This is a genomic window from Pseudomonas sp. NUPR-001, assembly GCF_052147955.1.
Taxonomy (GTDB): domain Bacteria; phylum Pseudomonadota; class Gammaproteobacteria; order Pseudomonadales; family Pseudomonadaceae; genus Aquipseudomonas.
Genome location: NZ_CP197353.1, coordinates 2446877 through 2461882, shown reverse-complemented (window position 1 = coordinate 2461882; position 15006 = coordinate 2446877). Strand labels below are relative to the sequence as shown.

13 protein-coding genes and 1 pseudogene are annotated in these 15006 nt (G+C 59.5%); 9 read left to right on the top strand and 5 right to left on the bottom strand.

The annotated features are described in order from the left end of the window. Nucleotides 1–67: 67 nt before the first annotated feature. Entirely contained in the window at nucleotides 68–853 is a 786-nt protein-coding gene (locus ACP6KB_RS11235) for an aminoglycoside phosphotransferase family protein (RefSeq protein ID WP_442113788.1), read from the bottom strand. Nucleotides 854–983: 130 nt separating this feature from the next. On the opposite strand from ACP6KB_RS11235, the gene ACP6KB_RS11230 reads away from it, so the two are divergent. After that, complete coding sequence (locus tag ACP6KB_RS11230; protein ID WP_442113787.1) at nucleotides 984–1424, top strand: bifunctional diaminohydroxyphosphoribosylaminopyrimidine deaminase/5-amino-6-(5-phosphoribosylamino)uracil reductase RibD; 441 nt, start codon at nucleotides 984–986, stop codon at nucleotides 1422–1424. A gap of 71 nt (nucleotides 1425–1495) precedes the next feature. Here the strand turns inward: ACP6KB_RS11230 and ACP6KB_RS11225 are convergent, their stop codons facing one another. After that, a complete protein-coding gene (locus ACP6KB_RS11225) occupies nucleotides 1496–2902 on the bottom strand; it encodes a heavy metal sensor histidine kinase (protein ID WP_442114293.1) in 1407 nt (468 codons plus the stop codon). Further along, entirely contained in the window at nucleotides 2902–3579 is a 678-nt protein-coding gene (locus tag ACP6KB_RS11220; RefSeq protein WP_442113786.1) for a heavy metal response regulator transcription factor, read from the bottom strand. The genes ACP6KB_RS11225 and ACP6KB_RS11220 overlap by 1 nt, the downstream gene beginning before the upstream one ends. Before the next feature lie 294 nt (nucleotides 3580–3873). Between ACP6KB_RS11220 and ACP6KB_RS11215 the strand changes: the two genes are divergently transcribed. The 8 genes and pseudogenes from ACP6KB_RS11215 to ACP6KB_RS11180 all read left to right on the top strand — a co-directional run bounded on the left by ACP6KB_RS11215 (nucleotide 3874) and on the right by ACP6KB_RS11180 (nucleotide 12619). Continuing rightward, nucleotides 3874–5652 carry a copper resistance system multicopper oxidase gene (locus tag ACP6KB_RS11215; RefSeq protein WP_442113785.1) on the top strand — a complete coding sequence of 593 codons (1779 nt, stop codon included), beginning with the start codon at nucleotides 3874–3876 and terminating at the stop codon, nucleotides 5650–5652. A 14-nt stretch (nucleotides 5653–5666) separates the two neighbouring features. Next, nucleotides 5667–5984 (top strand): hypothetical protein, encoded by a 318-nt coding sequence (locus ACP6KB_RS11210; RefSeq protein ID WP_442113784.1) that lies wholly within the window; start codon nucleotides 5667–5669, stop codon nucleotides 5982–5984. Beyond that, nucleotides 5974–6879: a copper resistance protein B gene (locus ACP6KB_RS11205; RefSeq protein WP_442113783.1), complete on the top strand. Its 906-nt coding sequence runs from the start codon at nucleotides 5974–5976 to the stop codon at nucleotides 6877–6879. Before ACP6KB_RS11210 ends, ACP6KB_RS11205 begins: the two co-directional genes overlap by 11 nt. 9 nt (nucleotides 6880–6888) lie before the next feature. After that, nucleotides 6889–7503, top strand: a pseudogene (locus ACP6KB_RS11200) (c-type cytochrome); the annotation flags it as partial. A 284-nt stretch (nucleotides 7504–7787) separates the two neighbouring features. Beyond that, the gene (locus ACP6KB_RS11195) at nucleotides 7788–9089 is read left to right on the top strand and encodes an OmpP1/FadL family transporter (RefSeq protein WP_442113782.1); all 1302 of its coding nucleotides are present in this window, start codon (nucleotides 7788–7790) and stop codon (nucleotides 9087–9089) included. 58 nt (nucleotides 9090–9147) lie between these two features. Next, entirely contained in the window at nucleotides 9148–9816 is a 669-nt protein-coding gene (locus ACP6KB_RS11190) for a DUF3313 domain-containing protein (RefSeq protein ID WP_442113781.1), read from the top strand. A gap of 112 nt (nucleotides 9817–9928) precedes the next feature. Further along, nucleotides 9929–11950 (top strand): alkyl/aryl-sulfatase, encoded by a 2022-nt coding sequence (locus tag ACP6KB_RS11185; protein ID WP_442113780.1) that lies wholly within the window; start codon nucleotides 9929–9931, stop codon nucleotides 11948–11950. A gap of 156 nt (nucleotides 11951–12106) precedes the next feature. Continuing rightward, nucleotides 12107–12619, top strand: a complete 513-nt coding sequence (locus ACP6KB_RS11180) for a hypothetical protein (protein ID WP_442113779.1) — start codon at nucleotides 12107–12109, stop codon at nucleotides 12617–12619. An 810-nt stretch (nucleotides 12620–13429) separates the two neighbouring features. On the opposite strand, the gene ACP6KB_RS11175 is transcribed toward ACP6KB_RS11180, so the two are convergent. After that, nucleotides 13430–14044, bottom strand: a complete 615-nt coding sequence (locus ACP6KB_RS11175; RefSeq protein ID WP_442113778.1) for a cytochrome P460 family protein — start codon at nucleotides 14042–14044, stop codon at nucleotides 13430–13432. A 116-nt stretch (nucleotides 14045–14160) separates the two neighbouring features. Continuing rightward, entirely contained in the window at nucleotides 14161–14991 is an 831-nt protein-coding gene (locus ACP6KB_RS11170) for a cupin domain-containing protein (protein WP_442113777.1), read from the bottom strand. Nucleotides 14992–15006 lie beyond the last annotated feature (15 nt).

Genomic DNA, 15006 nt, shown 5'->3' with positions numbered 1-15006 from the left:
GTGGGAGCGGGCTTGCCCCGCGATTGTGGTGTGTCTGGCGCTTCGTGATCGCGGGGCAAGCCCGCTCCTACAGTGCTGCGGCCAGTTGCGCTACAGCGAGGGTATGGCCGATCTCAATCTGGTCTTCAAGCTTCCAGGCTATCGACAAGCCTGTCCAGGCAAGTATCCATTGCAGCAGTCTTTTGCGATCGATGCCAGAAACCTGGGCAACGCTCTCAACCCTGCGCGCGAAACACCCCGGTGCAAGCGCGCTTTCGCCATCAGGATTGCAGAACAGGTTGGCGTAATCAAAACCCCGCTCGCCATATAACCCTTTGGGGTCAATCGCCAGCCAGCCAGACGGGCCGAAATCCAGCACGTTTTCATGGTGGATGTCGCCATGTAATACCGCGACATCGCGCGGCGCGGCCAACAGTTCACGGGCGGTGGCGGCACTGTGCGCCAGCAGGCCTCCCTGGCTGGCGGCCGCACGCCACAACGAATCGAACCATTGCTCCAGCGGCACCAAGGCAGGCAAGGGTTTGCTGCGAGGTGCATGCAAGCGGGCCGCCACGGCACAGAGGATACGCGTGGCCTGATCGTCCTGGCCGCCTTCAACCATGCGCAACAGCGAGTTTGAGCCTTGCGCACGCACCATCAGCAAGGCCTCGCCATCCTGGGCCAACACTGGCGCCGCCCCCTCTCCCGCCCACCAGGCCATGAGCAGACTGCCTGCTTGTTCCTCGGGTTGTTGCGAGACTTTCAGCATCGCCGCCACACCGTGTTGGCGAACCGGCAGCAGATGGCCGTTCAGCGAGGTGAACGCGTCACCGTCCTGGGTGAGCGCCCAGCGTTTCAAATATTCATCGAACATACATCATCCGGTAGGAGCGGGCTTGCCCCGCGATCGGGGTGTCACCATACCACGCGGGCCGTCGTTTCCGGCCATCGCGGGACGCTGGCACTGTATGCTGTCGACACCACTTCACTGCCAAGGACCCGGTATGTCGTTTCCCCGCGCGCAACAAGACAAACTGCTGATGAGCCAGGCGCTAGACCAGGGAAGACGCGCACTCCCCAATTGCCTGCCTAACCCGCCAGTAGGCTGTGTCATCGTCCGCCATGGTGCCGTGATCGCCAGTGGCTACACACAAGCGCCGGGAAGCTATCATGCCGAAGCGATGGCGCTGTCCCAGCTGGAGAAAGGGCTCGATGAGCTAACGGCTTATGTCACGCTGGAGCCCTGCTCCTTCGCAGGCCGAACGCCATCATGTGCCTTGGCGCTGGTGAATGCAGGGGTTGCCCGTGTGCATGTGGCGATGCTCGACCCTGATCCGCGCAACAACGGCGCAGGTATCGAACTACTGCGCCAGGCCGGCATTGAAGTCACCGTCGGCCTGCTCGAAGATCAAGCCCACCAAGACCTGCAACCCTATCTCCTGTAGGAGCGGGCTTGCCCCGCGAAGCGACGTGACTGACAGACCGCATTCGCGGGGCAAGCCTGCTCCTACCTCGGTCAGATGCCTAGGGCAATCACCCTGCCCCGCGATAGCGCCGGAAAAACAAGGTGAAACGTGGTCATGCCCTCAATCGAGGTGCACCAGATCTTGCCTTGGTGCGCCTCAACGATGGATCGCGTTATGGCCAGCCCCAGCCCCGCATTACTGGGTGCCCCTTCCCGCCTGGCCCGGTCGACCCGGTAGAAGCGATCAAAAATCCGGTTGATGTGCTGCGGGTCGATGCTGGCGCCGCCGTTGCTGATGGCGAGGGTCACGTTATCGGCGCTTTGCTCGATGCGCGCCGCTATCTCGTTGCCTTGCGCGGTGTAACGCAAGGCATTGGAAAGAATGTTGGAAACAGCCCGGTCGATCATCAGCCGGTCGCCACGGACACTGCCTTCACCTTCAAGGGTTAACCGTATGTCGCGATCCTCAGCCAGCAACTGGTAGTAGTCGAACAGCCTGGACACCCGCTCTTCAAGTTTGATCTCGACTTGCTCGGGCATGATCAGGCCGTTGTCGGACTTGGCGAGAAACAGCATGTCGTCGATCATCCGCGACATGCGTTTGAGGTCTTCCAAATTCGAGTACAGGTTTTCCTCGTACGCATCCGGATCGCGCTTCTTCGACAGCACCACCTCGGTGTGCGTCAGCAGGTTGCTGACCGGGGTGCGCAGCTCATGGGCGATGTCGGCCGAGAAGTTGGACAGGCGCACAAAGGCATCCTCCAGGCGTGCAAGCATGGCGTTGAACGACAAGATCAGTTCTTGCAGCTCAAGGGGCACAGGCTCCAGGGGGATACGCTCTTGCAGTGACCTGGCCGACATGGACGTCGCAACCCTGGTGATCTGCTGAACCGGACGCAGCCCACTCTTGGCGACCAACCAGCCCAGGCCGGCACTGACCAAGGCGCTGATCACCAGACCGATTGCAAACCATCGCTGCAGGGTTGCAAAGAAATGCGCATGGCTGGTGATGTCGAGCATCAGCATGACGGTAACAGGGCCTGGCACGCCCTGGATCTGGACGTGAGCGGTGACGCCGCGAAAGTTGCGCGCACCGTCTTGCCAATCCCACAGGGTTTGCTTGTCAGCACGCTTGAAACGCTCAGGGATCGGCAAGGCATCGGCTTCTGCAAACAGTACAGTGCCCTGTGCATCGAGAATGACCGCACTCAGGTCCTGGTGTGCACCCAGCAATGCGCGCAGTTGCGGTTGCAGCGCTTGCAGCCGCGCGCCAGGGGCCTGGATCGAGAGCATGTGGGTGGCCGACGTCAGCTTCTCGGTCAGCGCCTGTTCATCGAGCATGCGAAAGTGACGCTGGGCCAGCATGTTGAAGCTGATGCCCGCCACCACCAGTACCGCGATCACCGCAAACATGATCATCAGGGTCAAACGCTTGGCCAGCGAAGACCGGGCCAACATCACTCAGCAACATCCATCATGTAGCCCATGCCGCGGGCGGTGTGGATCAGCTTCGGCGCGAAGTCATCATCGATTTTGGCCCGCAGCCGCCGTATCGCCACTTCGATGACGTTGGTGTCGCTGTCAAAATTCATGTCCCACACCTGGGAGGCGATCAGTGACTTGGGCAGGACTTCACCGCGACGGCGCATCAGCAGCTCAAGCAGTGAGAACTCCTTGGCGGTCAGGTCGATTCGCTTGCCGTTGCGGGTCGCACGGCGCTTGAGCAGATCGACTTCAAGGTCGGCCATCTTCATGGTGGTTTGCGTTGATGAGCCGCTGCCGCGCCGCAACAGGGTTCGCACCCGCGCCAACAGTTCCGAGAAGGCAAAGGGCTTGATCAGATAGTCATCGGCGCCCAGCTCAAGCCCTTTCACCCGGTCCTCCACGCCATCGCGTGCAGTCAGGAACAACACCGGCACCTCTTTGCCCGCCGCACGCACCAAGCGCAGCACTTCCCAGCCATCCAGCCCGGGCATCATCACGTCGAGAATCAGCAGGTCGTAGCTTTCGCTCAGCGCGTATTGAAGGGCATCGATGCCGGTGAGGACGCGATCTACAACGAAACCTGCCTCCGTAAGGCCCTGCTGCAAATAGGCCCCGGTTTTCGGCTCATCCTCAGCGACCAGTAGTTTCATGTGCTCCGCCCCCAAAGGTGTACAGCCCCCAGTGTGCAGCAAAAAAACCACCTAACCAGAACCTGACACAAAAGTAATGTGGGCATCAGATAGCTGTCAGGCAAACCGGCGCGAGCACCTTACAGAACTGTAATGTCGGGCTCAGCTGTTTGAAAGCGCAGGCTCGCTAAGGTGGCCCCAAGCCTGCAGCCCTCGGGGCTCACAAGGCTTGGGGCAACCCCAAGGAAACCGGGACCTGCGACGTCGAGCAGCCCTGGATATCAGCGAATTACCTGACTGACTGGACACTACGGCATGCACAGCACAACCACGAGACGAACCTTCGTCAAAGGCCTGGCCGCTACTGGATTATTGGGTGGATTGGGCCTGTGGCGCACGCCGGTCTGGGCGGTGACCAGCCCGGGCCAGGCGAATGTGCTGACAGGCACTGATTTTGATCTGTACATCGGTGAGCTGCCGGTCAACATCACCGGCGCCGCTCGTACGGCAATGGCGATCAACGGCTCCCTGCCCGGCCCGGTTCTGCGTTGGCGCGAAGGTGACACCGTCACCCTGCGGGTTCGCAACCGCCTGCAAGAGGACACCTCGATTCATTGGCACGGCATTATTCTGCCGGCGAACATGGACGGTGTGCCGGGCCTGAGCTTCCACGGCATCGCCCCCGATGGCCTGTATGAATACAGGTTCAAGGTTCAGCAAAACGGCACCTACTGGTACCACAGTCATTCCGGGCTGCAGGAGCAGATCGGGGTGTACGGTGCGCTGGTCATCGATGCCAAGGAGCCCGAGCCGTTCACTTACGATCGCGACTATGTCGTGCTGCTCAGCGACTGGACCGATGAAGACCCTGCCAGGGTGCTGTCCAAACTCAAGAAGCAATCGGATTACTACAACCTGCACAAACGCACCGTTGGCGACTTCGTCAACGACGTCAGCGAGATGGGCTGGTCGGCGGCACTCGCAGACCGCAAAGCCTGGGCCGAGATGAAAATGAGCCCGACCGACCTGGCCGACGTCAGTGGCTACACCTACACCTACCTCATGAACGGCCAGGCCCCGGACAGCAACTGGACGGGGCTCTTCAAGCCCGGCGAAAAGCTCCGCCTGCGCTTTATCAACGCGTCGGCCATGACCTACTTCGATGTGCGCATTCCTGGCCTGAAAATGACCGTCGTCGCCGCCGACGGACAGCACGTCAAACCGGTGAAAGTCGATGAGTTCCGCATCGCGGTAGCGGAAACCTACGATGTCATCGTCGAGCCGGACGACGCACAGGCCTACACCATTTTCGCCCAGAGCATGGACCGCACCGGCTACTCCAGGGGCACGCTGGCCGTGCGTGAAGGTCTGCAAGCGCCGGTACCGGCCATTGACCCGCGTCCGCTGATCGCGATGAGCGATATGGGCATGGACCACGGCAGCTCGGGCGGGATGGACCATGGCGGCATGGCGGGTATGGATCACAGCAAGATGGCCGGCATGGATCACGGCAGCATGGCCGGCATGGACCACAGCAGCATGGCCGGCATGGGCAGCATGAATAGCGGGATGCAGACTCACCCGGCGTCCGAGACCGACAACCCCCTGGTCGACATGCAAACCATGACCCCGATAGCCAAGTTGAACGATCCGGGAATGGGGCTGCGCAACAATGGCCGTCGCGTACTGACCTATGCCGACCTGCGCAGCACCTTTATGGACCCGGACGGACGCACCCCGGGGCGTACCCTCGAGCTTCACCTCACCGGGCACATGGAGAAGTTCTCCTGGTCGTTCGACGGCATCAAATTCTCAGACGCCGAGCCCCTGCGCCTCAAGTATGGCGAGCGTCTGCGTCTCACCCTGGTCAACGACACCATGATGGCCCACCCCATCCACCTGCATGGCATGTGGAGCGACCTGGAAGATGAAGACGGTAACTTCATGGTGCGTAAACACACCATCGATATGCCGCCCGGCTCGAAACGAAGCTACCGCGTGACAGCGGACGCTTTGGGCCGTTGGGCCTTTCACTGCCACCTGTTGTTACACATGGAAATGGGCATGTTCCGAGAAGTCCGCGTAGACGAATGAACTGGAGAATCGACATGAGCAAAGCAATCAAACCAAGCGCCTTTTTCTTCACCGCCGCCATGGCAGGCCTGATGGCTGTGTATGCCCCTTCGACCTGGTCGGACGAAAATCATCAGCAGCATTCGCAACATGCGACTGAAGCAAAAGCCGGCGCCCAGGGTAAGCAAGCCCAAGGGATGAATCATCAAGGCATGGATCATGGCGCGATGAAGGGCATGAACCATGACGCCATGAAAGGAATGGACCATGGCTCGATGCAGGGCATGGACCACAGCAAAATGATGGAATCACAGGGCAGCGACAACGCTAAGGCAGGGAAAGATGGTCAATAGCCTGACACGACCGTCGCTGCTGGCGTTGACGGTGGCCTTCAGCACACTGGCTGCAGCGCCAGGCTTCGCGGCGGAACAAATGGACCATGCAGCGATGGGCCATGGCAGCATGCAAGGGATGGATCACAGCGCCATGGATCATTCGAACATGAACCACGGCGCGGTTGATACCCCCACCAAAGCCAGTCGCACGCCGATTCCGCTACTGACCGACGCCGACCGCAACGCCGCGTTTCCGCCGCTGGCGGGTCACCAGGTTCACGACAGCGCCATCAACGGCTTCTTGTTGCTCGACCAGCTTGAATATCAGGATGCCGACGAAGGTAGCACCCTGGCCTGGGACGCTTCGGGGTGGATGGGTGGCGACATCAACCGCCTGTGGATGCGCTCCGAGGGTGAGCGCACCAATGGCGTGACCGAGGACGCGGAGCTGCAGCTGCTGTACGGGCGGGCCATCGGTCCCTGGTGGGATGTGGTCGCGGGCGTACGCCAGGACTTCAAACCTGAGTCACCGCAGACCTGGGCAGCGTTCGGTGTGCAAGGCATGGCGCTGTACAGCTTCGAAGCTGAAGCCACTGCGTTCATTGGCGAGAATGGCCAGTCTGCCGCGCGCCTGGAAGGCGAATACGACATTCTGCTGACCAATCGCCTGATCCTCCAGCCAATGGCCGAAGCCAATTTCTATGGCAAGAACGACCCCGAACGCGGCGTGGGTTCCGGCCTCGCCAACACCGAGGTCGGGCTGCGCCTGCGCTATGAGATCGTGCGTCAGTTCGCACCTTACATCGGCGTCACCTGGAGCCGTTCCTATGGCAAAACCGCCGACCTGATTCGTGACGAAGGTGACGATGTCGATGAAGCGCGTTTCGTTGCCGGTATCCGCATGTGGTTTTGAGAGCCTGACATGAAAAAAACAATAACAACACTCGTGGTAGCAGGCGCCGTAGGCAGTGCGGCCGTGTTGGGCGGCGCGTATTTCGGCCTGGTCAATGTCGGCGCTGATGACCCGCACTTTCCGGCCGTGCATGCCTTCCTCGCCATGGCGCGGGATCGTTCTATCGCGGTGCGTGCACGCGATATCGAGGTACCGAATCTAAAAGATGAAGCGCTGATTCGCACCGGCGCCGGTAACTACAACGCCATGTGCATTGGCTGTCACCTCGCCCCCGGGGTCGAAAAGACCGAGCTCAGCCAGGCGCTGTATCCGGCACCGCCCAACCTCGCCAAAGTCGGCGCAGGCGACAACCCCGCCGTTGCCTTCTGGACCATCAAACACGGGATCAAGGCCACCGGCATGCCGGCCTGGGGCAAGAGCATGGGGGATCAGTACATCTGGGGGGTTGTCGCGTTCCTAGAGCAACTGCCGCAGATGAATGCCGAGCAATACCAAACCCTGGTAGCCAGCAGCGGTGGCCATCAGCACGGTGGCGGGGAAAGCACGATGCACAACCATGAAGGGCAGCACAGCAGCCCTGCGGCTAAAACGCATGCGCACAAAGAGGGGGCGGAACACAGCCATTGAACTTGTGGGGCGGTGATGTGACTTGTTCTCGCGATTGCGGTGTATCAGTCACATGGTATCGCGGGGCAAGCCCGCTCCTACGGTGGGGAAATGAGCAATGAAACGCATTTTCCTCACACTTGAAGTTGCGCTCTGCACGATCACTACTAGGCTCTTGCTAGTCGTAGTTGGGCTGGGCGTACCGTTAAACAGTACTTGATGATATCAAGACAATAGCAAAAACCATCGGGCGCCCATGCCTTGGAAGTGCTGCAATTTTTACATTCAGCAGGGGAAGCTCGATGAGTAACACGTGTACACGTAGCGCGCGTATCTGGTGTGCGGCAGTTTTCAGTTCGGGGCTGGGACTGTTGAGTCTGAATGCTAACGCCGGTGGCCTGTTCATCTATGAGGCCGGCCAGGAAGGCGCCGGATTGGCCAACGCAGGCGCTGCCGCACTCGCTACCGACCCCAGTGTACTGATGAGCAACCCGGCCGGGATCACCGAACTCAAGGGCACACAAGTCAGCGCCAATGCCCAGGTGATTCTTGGTCACATTCGCTTTTCTCGTGATGACAACAACCAGTTCGACGGCAACGAGGGCGGCAATGCCCTGCAGTGGCTGCCGGGCTCGAGCCTGTTTATCAGCCATCAGCTCGATGAGCGTTCGGCCGTTGGCTTTGGCATGTACGGCAACTTTGGCCTGGCGCTGGATTATGACGATGACTGGGCCGGCCGTTACTTCAGCCAGGAAACTGCGGTGATCGGCGTGTCCTTTCAGCCAACTATTGCTCACCAGTTCACCGACCAACTTTCGGTCGGTATCGGCCCACGCATTGTGTACGGTTACTACCGCGACGAAGTTGCCATCAACAATAACCTGCTCGGCCTGCGCGACAGCCCGGATGGGCAACTGGAATACAAAGACACCGACATAGGCACCGGGGTCAACCTTGGTTTGCTCTACAAGTTCGACGAGCGCACGCAAGTCGGTCTGGCCTACACCAGCAAGGTCAAGTTGGAGTTTGAAGACAGCCCGGACGTGCGCAACGTCAGTAACCCGATCATCAATGCCGCCCTGCGCCGCCTCGACGTCGACTCACTGGAGCTGGACATGAATGTCCCGCAGACCGTGCTGTTGAGCGTGGCACATCAGCTCGATCCGCAATGGAAGTTGCTCGGCAGCCTGGGCTGGCAAGAATGGAGCGACTTCGGCCAGATCGGCGTAGAGGTCGATGCCAATGCCGCCGGTGTCGACCGCACGGTAGACCGCCAGTACAAAGACACCTGGCACGCCTCGCTCGGGGCGCAGTACCAGGCCACCAAACAACTGCGCTGGAGCATGGGCCTGGGCTATGACAGCTCGGCGGTAGACGACAAAGACCGCACCGTTGACAACCCCATGGGCGAAGCCTGGCGTTTCGCGACCGGGGTCAATTACCAGCTTGAAGAAGGTCTCGATCTGCACGTCGCTTACACCCTCGTGTGGTTGGGAGACATGGACGACGAACAGACCAAGTCGCGTTCCGGAACCACCCTCTCCGGAACCTACAAGGATGCCGCGCTACACATTATTGGTGGCGGCGCGACCTGGCGTTTTTGAATCGGATAACACCGTCTCGACCTGATTCTGTACGGGATTGACCACAAGGAGTTACACCATGAAGTTGAAGCCGCTAGCGGTCGTATTGTGCCTGGCCACATTAGGGATGGCAGGTTGCAGCAGTAAATACGTAGCACCCGAGGAGTACTCCGGGTTCCTGAAAAGCTACCAATTGCTCAAAGAAGAAAAGTCGCCCTCTGGCGAAGCAGTGATGCGCTGGATCAAACCAGGCGTGAACGCCAGCCAGTTCACCAGCGTGTTTATTGAACCAAGCCAGTTGTATCCAAAACCGCAACCCACCGAGAAGGTGCCGCAGAAAACCCTGAACGGCATCACCACGTATTACGATCAATCGCTGAAAACCCAGTTCGCCAAGGCACTACCGCTTGCCAGCGGCCCCGGGCCACGGGTGTTGGTGGTACGTCCGGCGATCACTGCGGTCAGCGCCAAGACCAAGGGCCTGCAACCGTATGAAGTGATCCCGATTGCCCTGGTAGCCGCCGGCGTCAGCGCGGCCACAGGTATCCGCGATCAGGACACCAGCATCGCCACCGAAGCGGCGTTCCTTGATGGCGGCAGCAACGAAGTGGTCGCTCAGGTGGTACGCAAAGGCGCGGGCGCCGAGCTGGACAACTCCTCCCAGGTCATGAGTGCCAACGATGCCAAGGCAGTGATCGATGGCTGGGCACGTGACATGGTCAAGTCGTTCGAGGCGCTGAAGAAATAGGTCGCAATCGCGACCCCACTGTAGATCCCCAACCTTCTGCACTGTGAGTACAGTGCAGAGCGCTGGCGGTTACCTGCAAGGGTACAGCGCATCGTTGAACAAGGAGTTTGAAATGAAAGCGATCGTCCAACCCTCGACCCTACGGGCTGACAACGCATCAGCCGGAATCTGGAAACTCAGCACCTCGGTCCTGCTCGCCGCTGCCATCGCCATGAGCAACCACGCCTGGGCCGCCGAAGCGCCCAAGCCCGCCACCGAGGCCACCAAGGCGGCCAACGACGCGCTGCTCAAGGAATTGCCGTTCAACGATAAAACCTCGTTCGAGCTGGCGCACAAGGGCTTCATCGCCCCGCTGCCGTCCGAGCCGATCAAAGGCCCCAGCGGCAACATGATCTGGGACCCGAACAAATACGGTTTTATCAAGGAAGGTGAAACGGCACCGGCCTCCACCAACCCAAGCCTCTGGCGTCAGTCGCAACTGATCAACATCTCCGGCCTGTTCGAAGTTACCGATGGCATCTACCAGGTGCGTAACTACGACCTGTCGAACATGACCATCGTCGAGGGCAAGGACGGCATTACCGTCTTCGACCCACTGATTTCCAGTGAAACCGCCAAGGCTGCGCTGGAGCTGTACTTCAAGCACCGCCCGAAAAAGCCGGTGGTGGCGGTGATCTACACCCACAGTCACGTCGACCACTACGGCGGCGTGCGCGGCGTTGTCGACGAGAACGACGTCAAGGCCGGCAAGGTCAAGATCTACGCTCCCAAAGGTTTCCTTGAGCATGCGGTGGCCGAGAACGTCATGGCCGGTACCGCCATGAGCCGTCGCGCCAGCTACATGTACGGTAACCTGCTGCCGCCGAACGAAACCGGCCAGTTGGGCGCGGGCCTGGGGACCACCACCTCCGCCGGTACCGTGACCCTGATCCCGCCGACCGACATCATCGAAAAAACCGGCGAGACCCATGTAATCGACGGCCTCACCTACGAGTTCCTCTACGCGCCGGGCAGTGAGGCGCCGGCCGAGATGCTCTATTACATCAAGGAGAAAAAGGCCCTGAACACGGCCGAAGACTCCACCCATACCCTGCACAACACCTACTCGTTGCGTGGCGCGAAGATCCGCGAGCCACTGCCGTGGTCCAAGTACCTCAACGAGGCGCTGAAGATGTGGGGCGACGACGTCCAGGTGATGTACGCCATGCACCACTGGCCGGTCTGGGGCAATAAGGAAGTCAAAGATCAGCTGTCGTCGCAGCGTGACATGTACCGCTACATCAACGACGAAACCCTGCGTCTGGCCAACAAGGGGTACACCATGACCGAAATCGCCGAGCAGGTGAAACTGCCCAAGTCGATTGCCAACCGCTTCTCCAACCGCGGCTACTACGGCTCGTTGAACCACAACGTCAAGGCCACCTACGTGCTGCACCTGGGCTGGTTCATCGGCAACCCTGCGACCTTGTGGGAGCTGCCACCGGATGAACAGGCCAAGCGCTACGTCGACATGATGGGCGGTGCCGATGCCGTGCTGAAAAAGGCCAAGGAATACTACGACAAGGGTGATTACCGCTGGGTGGCCGAGGTGGTCAACCATGTAGTCTTCGCCGACCCGAGCAACCAGGCGGCGAAGAACCTGCAAGCCGACACGCTGGAGCAACTGGGTTACCAGGCCGAGAGCGGCCCATGGCGCAACTTCTACCTGACCGGTGCCCAAGAACTGCGCAACGGCGTGCAGAAGCTGCCAACGCCAGACACCGCCAGCCCCGACACCGTCAAGGCGATGGACCTGGACCTGTTCTTCGACTTCCTGGCCATGCGTTTGAAAGGGCCTGAGGTGGGCGACAAGCACATCACCCTGAACCTGGACTTCACTGACCTCAAGCAGAAGTACACGCTGGAGATGGTCAACGGTGTACTCAACCACACCGAAGGCATGCAAGCCAAAGACGCCGATGCGACCATCACCCTGACCCGTGACACCTTGAACAACATCATGCTCAAGCAGACCACGCTCAAGGATGCTGTCAGCAAGGGCGACGTGAAGATCAACGGCAACGAAGGCAAGCTTGAGGAGTTGATGAGCTACATGGACAACTTCGACTTCTGGTTCCCAATCGTCACGCCCTAACGTGCCTACTGATGCTTGATTGCATCTCGGCAAGCCATTGGCAATAAGTCGGTGGCTTGCCTCTTTGTTTAATACAACGGTGACAACCCTGGATTGGATACCCAGCCTCTATTTGTCCCGGCGAAGCCACGCTAACCTCAATTGAAGGGCATCACTATGAGCACGCTGATACACAAGCTCAAACATGAATTCATGAAAGTCCTTCCGCCCACGATCTTCTTTTTCATCATTTTGCATATTGTGGCCCTTATTCGCGGGCTGATGATCAAGGGCTCGGGGGTTGATCTTCCCGTCTCGGCTTCAGTACTGATCGCATCCATGATCCTCGGCAAATCGGTATTGGTCGCGGATATGCTGCCCTTCATTAACCGCTTTCCTGACAAACCGTTGATTTGGAATGTAACCTGGAAGACGCTGATGTATGCAGTGGTCGCGCTGGTTGTGCACTACTTGGAGCGTCTGTACGAATACTGGAAGGAAGCACCCAGCCTCGTGGATGCGAATTCGCTGCTGTGGTCTTCAATGAACTGGCCACGCTTTTGGGCAATACAGATTCTGCTCATCACGTTGATCTTCATGTATTGCGTGATCGCGGAGTTAGCACGTGTCATTGGCCGTGATCGACTGAAGGTGATGTTCGTAGGCCCGCTTGCGCCAATGCAACGTTAGAACTTCAAAAGCTACGGATCAAAGGTTTCGGATTCTACCGGCGGGGTTGACCAAATCTCTTTCGGCGCTGATCGGGGGCAGGATTGGTTTTGGCTTTGGCTTTGAGGGCTGGGGGCTTATCCATTTGATGGGGTGGCTGGGCTGGCCCCTTCCGCCCTTACGGCGGCCTACTTTGCTCTTGGGCAAAGTAGGCAAAACCGCTCGCTCCTGCATCCGGCCCTACGCTTCGCTCCGGGTCCCCTCGCTCCGGCGACTTCCAGGCCCGCGCGGCCTACGACTTGCTACGCAAGTCTACATCTCGCGCCTTCGGCTACGCCGAAGGGTGCTAACGCACCTGGCCCTCCAGTCACCTACACTCAGCCTCCTGAAGTCGCAGACCGTGGCGCCTGAACTAACGCGCGCACAAAGCAAGAGCAAAACAACAAGCCACAAGCGTACAGACCATCCAAGCCGCCACTAGCGAAGCTAACACCAGCCCGGGCGCCGCCCGTAACTTAGCGACTTCAGGAGGCCGAGTGGAGGTGACTGGAGGGCTTGTCACGGTGGGAGCGGGCTTGCCCCGCGATCTGGCGCGATACAGCAAATCGCGGGGCAAGCCCGCTCCCACCGGTAGGGCCGGATGCAGGAGCCAGCGGTTTTGCTTACTTTTTCCAAGAAAAAAGTAAGCCGCCGTAAAGGCGGAAGGTGCCAGCCCAGCCACCCCATCAAATGGATAAGCCCACAGCCCTCAAAGCAAAAGCAAAAGCAAAATCCAACCCTTCCCCCCGACAATCCGTGAAGAGCCATTTTCAATATGAGCGGCTGCATCCGTCATTGCGGTAACTTCAACAGCGTGGGATACCCGCGGGAGAATACCCAATCCGACGCTTTGGCGGGTACATGGCAACCCAGGCACGTCGTCTGGAAACCTTTCGAGACATTGATCTTGGGTGCCTTGGCTTCAAACAGTGCCCAGCCCCACCCTTCGGCCCAATGGGTATTGCTTTGGAAACGCTGCTGGCGATCTTTGACCATCACGAACCACACCGAAGTCTGCCCGGCCCACTGTGCCAAACCTGTCGTTTGAGCGCCTTGTTCTACGTTGCGAATCTCCTTGACCAGTACCGCCCCATCCGGAAACTCACCGGTTGCGCGGTAGGCCTCGACAACCTCGGGCTGCGTGTAGACATCGTGGAAGCCAAAGCCAGGTGCCTGTTTGTCACCCACTACCCAAGAACCAAGGTGGCTCCAGGTCTTGCGAAAGTCGACCGGCAAACTGATCTTCCCTTTGTCATCCACATAGTGGCTATAGGTGTGCTCGGCGAGGCTCATGGCATTGGCCTGGGCGTGGTACGCGCGAAGGTGCTCGGCACCCTCTTCAGCAAAAGCAGTCGCGGTGACAGTGCCTGCAATCAATAAGGCTGTTGCCTTTAAAAGGCGTTGCATGGTGGTACTCCCCAATTCAGTGAATGTCCTGTTTCACAGGCATGGCGCAATTCTAGGGAGCCACGTTGCTGCCTCGGCGGCAGCGCGTCTGCAATGCACAACAGTACGTCCAGTACTCACGCCTGGATGACTACCTGCTGTAGCCATTGGCTGGGACTGCTGCCTACCTTGCGCCGAAAAGCCCTGGCCAACGCCGATGGGCTCTCGTAGCCCACCTCATCGGCGATCAAGGCAATAGGCCGACCTTCACGCAAGCGCTTTTGCGCCAGGCTCACACGCCACTCCAGCAGGTAGTCCGCCGGGGAAAACCCCACCACTTGACGAAAATGCGCTGCGAAGCTGGCTCGCGACATACCCGCGATGTTGGCAAGCGCCGCAACCGACCAGCTCTTCTGGGGGGCTTCGTGGATCTGGTTGAGGGCCCGGGACAGGCGTATGTCTGCCAAGCCAGCCATCAGCCCGCAAGGCAGCTCGCGCCGGGTCATGATGTGGCGCAGCAATTGAATGACCATCAGCTCGAACAAGCGATTGAGCACCAGCTCGCGCGCCGCCTCCTGGCCTGTCGCCTCCTGGAATATCCAGTCAAGGCAACCACTCAGGCTCGGGAGTTCGCGCAACGGCCTGATGATGTAGTCCGGGAGAGCGCGGGACAACGGATTGTCGATGCCGCCGTCAAACTGCAGGGTCGCGCAGACCAGTTCAGCCCCGCCGTCTTGTAACGCGCTAAGCCGATAGGCATTGGGCCGTACAATCAACATCAACCCGGGCTCTTCGAGGTGGAACACCCGCCTGGCTTTATCCTCGAAAGTGACACGCCCTGCCCGCAGCAAATGGATATACCCGCACGGTACCTGGCCGCTGTACGCTGACGTACCGCAAAAGCCACCTTGATGGTAGGTGGCCGCGTGAAGGTTGAAATGATTCAGGACGATGTCGAGAGTGCTCATGAAGCTCCTCGTTGC